This window comes from Oleiphilus sp. HI0123 (genome assembly GCF_001635315.1).
On the sequence record NZ_LWGE01001620.1, the window covers coordinates 1 to 4,921 of the forward strand.

A 4,921-nucleotide genomic window follows, 5' to 3' on the forward strand; every position below is an offset into this window, starting at 1 on the left:
AGTATTTCTCCTATAGACCACGACACTATTATCCAGTCGGTTCAAAAAACTGGTCGCTGCATAGTTATTCATGAGGCGCCAAGAAGCTGTGGGCTGGGTGCGGAGATTGCAGCAACGGTTTCTGAAAGAGCCTTCCCTTACTTAAGGGAACCCGTGGCGAGGATCACTGGTTATGACACGGTAATGCCATATTTTCGTAACGAATCAAGCTACCTGCCTGGCGTAGAGCAAATAACTGAATTGGCAGCGGTGATGTGCAGGGCCGTAACACCGGTTGACGCAGACGGAAACAAGGAGGCTTAGCTATGAGCAAATTTTATCTACCTGATCTCGGTGAAGGCCTCCAGGGTGCAGAAATTATTGAGTGGAAGATTAAGCCTGGCGATATGGTCTTGGTTGATCAGTTGATTTTAGTTGTCGAAACGGCAAAAGCAATTGTGGAAATTCCATCTCCTGTGGAAGCTAGAATCGGGAAAATTCACTGTAAAGCGGGCGACATGGTTGATGTGGGTTCAGTGTTATTAGAATACACTGAGAAGGAAAATGCTGAGTCCCCGATAGGTAAAGATACTTCGATATCGGAGTATCTAGGCGTCTCTCAAAATGTGCAAAAGAGCGTATCGGTCGTTGGAAGTTTGCAAACTGCAGAAGGTGAAAAGGATGTCGATCAATATGAGGATATGATTGTTGATCATGCCAGCCCGCCTGACAGTGCGCTTTTAAAGCAGAAACAGACTTTAAATGCTCCGCCTTCTGTCAGGGTCTTTGCAGAAAAAATAGGCCTGACAGAACAGCTCAGTGAAAAGTCTTATGGGATGCTTACAGAGAAAGGAATTCTGGAAGCTCATTACAAGAAGAATGAGCTGAAAGGAAGTTCTCCTGGGAGATGTAGTGATTCAATCACTAAATTAACAGGTGCCAGGAAAGTCATGGCGCAAACGATGAGTAAATCTCATGAACAAATTCCAGCCGTAACGCTGTTCGATGATGCCAATATTTGTACTTGGAAGAAAAGTGAGGACATCACGCTCCGATGTATTAAAGCACTTGTCTTTGCGTGTATGAAGGAGCCAATACTCAATGCCTGGTTTGATGAGGAAGCTTTAGGTATTCAGTTATTCGAAGATATTCATTTAGGTGTGGCGGTTAATTCCGCGCAGGGTTTATACGTTCCGGTGATTCGAAAGGTGCAAACTCTAGACGATGCTAGAATCAGAAAAATCATGAAGAAACAGATTCAATCAGTTCATGACCGTACGATTAAGCCTCAAAAGCTACTTGGTGCAACGATTAGTCTAAGCAACTTTGGCTCGTTAAGCGGGCGTTACGCTACACCTATAATTGTTCCGCCACAGGTTTCGATCATGGGTGTGGGGAAAATTCGTGATGAGCCTGTCGTTGAAAACGGACAGATAAAGGTTGGTCGAGTTATGCCTATATCGCTGAGCTTTGATCATCGCGCAGCCAGCGGTGCAGAGGCGGCCAGGTTTATGCAGGCTTTTATCGAGTCGTTAGAGTCTTAAGGGCTCTCTGGTGCTTTGTTTCTCTGAGTGATCTACAGAGTTTCAAGTCTATACAAGTGATTGACCAAGGTCTCGCTTTATGTGAATGTGGTCTTGCGTTTGTGCAGTAGTCAATACCGCACAATAGATAGGTACTCCACAACAATAGACGAGACTTTTATGGATACAGTTAGAATTATCTATCCCGCTATCGCGATGTTTTTATTAACCTCTTTTTTAGTTTTTAAACTAGGGTTAACACGCTTTGCGGCAATTAAACGCGGTGAAGTTAGTATGAAGTACTATCGTTCATACAATGAAGGGCAGGAGCCGCAAAGGCTCCATATTCTCACTCGCCATATTCATAACCACTTTGAGGTACCACCCTTATTTTATGTTGGGGTTATACTCACTTATATCACGGATAGCGTTGGTCTTGTGTCAGTTGTCGCTGCTTGGTTGTATGTGGCTTTGCGGCTAGTACATTCTTTTGTCCACTTGGGTAACAACAATGTCAGCCTAAGGTTTGCGAGCTTTGCTGCGAGTATGATGGCTTTAGCAGTGTTGTGGCTCGCCATGTTGTTTGCGTTGGTATAGTACTCGTAAGCACTTGTTTATCTGTCACATCGCAGTAACTTGAAGCGTTGTTTTCCCTCAAGAATCTCTGACTCTGGCCAGATCGCATTTGCCTTTTGCTCAAATGCTGCGTTCTGTGCCAGAATTTGAAGTTCTTCACTTATGGCTTTATCACTTCGTGTAATAAAAGCGTTTTCTGTCGGTACACTCGCTTCAAATGTATTGATCAATTCGCAGTTCTCGTCATTGGCAAAGATGATGTGCTTGGCTCCAGGGTTTAGTTCAATAAATGAGCAGCCAGAGAGCGCTGTACCGAGTATGAGTGCAGTAAACTTTGAAGACCGTTTGACTGAGGGGTAGCTATATTTAAGCAGCATCGTTATCGTCCTTTATTGTGACTAACGCATAGCTGACTGAAGGCATTTCCTTGCATCCATTTATACGTTTTTGGTTGAGTTTCATTCTTCTTCAGGGATAATGCATGTCAGAAAATTGCTGTGCAGTTCGGACGATTAGTTTAATCCCTTGTCACAAACTATATAGCAGCGATATAAGCTTGTTTTCTATCGGTAATTTTTTCATGAGTTTACAGTATAAGATAGTGCCGGTAACGGCTTTTGAGCAGAACTGCTCAATTTTGTGGTGCGATCAGAGTAAAAAAGCGGCAGTTGTCGACCCTGGTGGTGATTTACCCAAAATTTTGGCTGAGCTTGAATCTTTAGGCCTTCAGCTTGATAAGGTAATTTTGACACATGCGCATATTGATCATGCCGGTGCAACGGCGGATTTAGCTGAGCAGAGTGGGGTGCCTGTCGTTGGCCCTCATAAAGAAGATAAGTTTTGGATTGATATGCTGCCTCAGCAGAGCCAGATGTTTGGTTTTCCTGCTGCCAAGATCTTTACGCCTGACCAGTGGCTGGAACAGGGCGATACGGTTGAAGTGGGGAGCGAGATTCTCGAAGTGCTACATTGTCCTGGTCATACGCCAGGCCATGTCGTTTTTTACCATCGAGGTAGTGATTTATTGGTCGTTGGTGACGTTCTTTTTCAAGGCTCAATCGGGCGTACGGATTTCCCTAAGGGCGACTTCGACACGCTTGCGAAGTCGATTCGATCTAAGCTTTGGGCATTGGCGGATGAAACGAAATTCATTCCGGGTCATGGCCCGATGTCGACCATAGGGCATGAAAAAGCCAACAACCCCTTTGTTGGTGGTTACGGCTAGTAAGGTATACAGATAATATTTAAGCGCTCGATACCAGCGTTGACACAGTAAAAAATCAGATAGGCATAACGTTAATGACACAAATGGTAAGAACACGAATCGCACCATCCCCAACGGGTGACCCTCATGTTGGTACAGCATATATTGCATTGTTTAATATGTGTTTCGCCAAGCAACACGGAGGTAAGTTTATCCTTCGAATTGAAGATACTGACCAAGCGAGAAGCACGCCAGAATCGGAACGTGATATTTTATCTTCAATGAAGTGGTTAGGGCTTGATTGGGACGAAGGTCCAGATGTAGGTGGTGATTATGGGCCTTATCGCCAGAGTGAGCGAAAAGACGACTATCGTGCCTATGCCGAGCAGTTGGTCGAACAGGGTAATGCCTTTTATTGTTTTCGTACACCAGAAGAGCTTGATGCGATTCGTGAAGAGCGAAAAGCGGCGGGTTTAAACCCTGGGATTAAAGGTGACCTTGAGTTATCTAGTGACGAAGTCAAAGAACGTTTAGCTCGTGGCGATGCGCATGTTATTCGTATGAAAGTTCCGGACGAAGGTGTTTGCGAAATTGACGATATGTTACGTGGCAAGATAGAGATTGACTGGTCTCAGGTCGATTCTCAAATTCTGCTTAAGTCAGACGGTATGCCTACTTATCACCTGGCGAATGTAGTTGATGACCATTTGATGGCGATCACGCATGTTATCCGTGGTGAAGAGTGGATTAACTCGGCACCTAAGCACCAGTTGTTGTATAAGTATTTTGGCTGGGATATGCCTGTGCTATGTCACATGCCATTATTACGAAACCCGGATAAGAGCAAGCTAAGCAAGCGTAAGAACCCAACCAGTATTAATTATTATGAGCGTGCTGGTTTTTTACCCGAGTCAGTCATTAACTATTTGGGGCGAATGGGTTGGTCTATGCCTGATGAGCGTGAGAAATTTACACTACAGGAAATGATTGAGAACTTCGATATTAAACGTGTTTCGCTTGGTGGACCGATTTTCGACGTCGAAAAGCTAAGCTGGTTGAATGGCGTGTGGATTCGTGAAAATCTAAGTGCTGACGAATTTATGGCGCGCGCTCAAGCTTGGGCATTCAACGAGGCAAACCTTAAACCTTTGGTTGAGCATGTACAGGGGCGTGTATCGACCTTTGCTGACATCGCACCATTAAGCACCTTTATGTTTTCAGGTATGCTGGAATTACAGGCTGCAGATTTTGCGCATAAAAAACTAGAAGAAGGGCAAGTTAAACGCGTGTTGCAGTTTGCTTTGTGGCAATTGGAATCATTACGTGATTGGAACAAAGATAATATCTTTGCCGAGATTAAGGCTTTGTCCAAGGTGATGGAGTTTAAGATAGGTGATTGCATGCAGCCAATCTTTATCGCTATTGCTGGTACACCAAACTCTTGGTCAGTAGTCGATTCTATGGCGCTTTTAGGGCCAGATATGAGTCGTGCCAGGCTGCGTCATGCTGTTAGCATATTGGGTGGCTTTTCCAAGAAAGAAACCAAGCGAGTAGAGAAGGAATATCAATCGCTTAGCGCAGAAATCAAAAAGTTAAAAGAAGTGTAAAAATAGTCTTGACTCGGGGGGGAGACTTCAAT

Annotated in this window: 6 protein-coding genes; 5 read left to right on the forward strand and 1 reads right to left on the reverse strand. The window is 44.4% G+C overall.

The genetic code is table 11. The features are described 5' to 3' along the window. From A3761_RS21720 to A3761_RS21730, 3 genes are all read left to right on the forward strand, one after another. A partial coding sequence (locus A3761_RS21720) for a transketolase C-terminal domain-containing protein (RefSeq protein ID WP_304439637.1) occupies positions 1-303 on the forward strand: 303 nt, incomplete at its 5' end. A 2-nt stretch (positions 304-305) separates the two neighbouring features. Further along, positions 306-1,523 (forward strand): dihydrolipoamide acetyltransferase family protein, encoded by a 1,218-nt coding sequence (locus tag A3761_RS21725; RefSeq protein WP_068553034.1) that lies wholly within the window; start codon positions 306-308, stop codon positions 1,521-1,523. 159 nt (positions 1,524-1,682) lie between these two features. Beyond that, on the forward strand, positions 1,683-2,099 hold the full coding sequence (locus A3761_RS21730) for an MAPEG family protein (RefSeq protein ID WP_068510580.1): 417 nt from the start codon (positions 1,683-1,685) through the stop codon (positions 2,097-2,099). Between the two features lie 17 nt (positions 2,100-2,116). On the opposite strand, the gene A3761_RS21735 is transcribed toward A3761_RS21730, so the two are convergent. Further along, complete coding sequence (locus tag A3761_RS21735) at positions 2,117-2,455, reverse strand: hypothetical protein (RefSeq protein WP_068507198.1); 339 nt, start codon at positions 2,453-2,455, stop codon at positions 2,117-2,119. A 203-nt stretch (positions 2,456-2,658) separates the two neighbouring features. Between A3761_RS21735 and A3761_RS21740 the strand changes: the two genes are divergently transcribed. Together A3761_RS21740 and gltX are read left to right on the forward strand one after the other, a co-directional pair. Beyond that, positions 2,659-3,303 (forward strand): MBL fold metallo-hydrolase, encoded by a 645-nt coding sequence (locus A3761_RS21740; RefSeq protein WP_068510655.1) that lies wholly within the window; start codon positions 2,659-2,661, stop codon positions 3,301-3,303. A 74-nt stretch (positions 3,304-3,377) separates the two neighbouring features. Then, positions 3,378-4,889: a glutamate--tRNA ligase gene (gltX, locus tag A3761_RS21745; protein WP_068510577.1), complete on the forward strand. Its 1,512-nt coding sequence runs from the start codon at positions 3,378-3,380 to the stop codon at positions 4,887-4,889. The last annotated feature ends 32 nt before the right edge of the window (positions 4,890-4,921 follow it).

What these genes read in the sequence shown, in the direction of transcription:
- A3761_RS21740 (WP_068510655.1), top strand. Translation starts at nt 2,659, where the DNA reads ATGAGTTTACAGTATAAGATAGTGCCGGTAACGGCTTTTGAGCAGAAC.
- A3761_RS21725 (WP_068553034.1), top strand. Translation starts at nt 306, where the DNA reads ATGAGCAAATTTTATCTACCTGATCTCGGTGAAGGCCTCCAGGGTGCA.
- A3761_RS21735 (WP_068507198.1), bottom strand. Translation starts at nt 2,455, where the DNA reads ATGCTGCTTAAATATAGCTACCCCTCAGTCAAACGGTCTTCAAAGTTT.
- A3761_RS21730 (WP_068510580.1), top strand. Translation starts at nt 1,683, where the DNA reads ATGGATACAGTTAGAATTATCTATCCCGCTATCGCGATGTTTTTATTA.
- gltX (WP_068510577.1), top strand. Translation starts at nt 3,378, where the DNA reads ATGACACAAATGGTAAGAACACGAATCGCACCATCCCCAACGGGTGAC.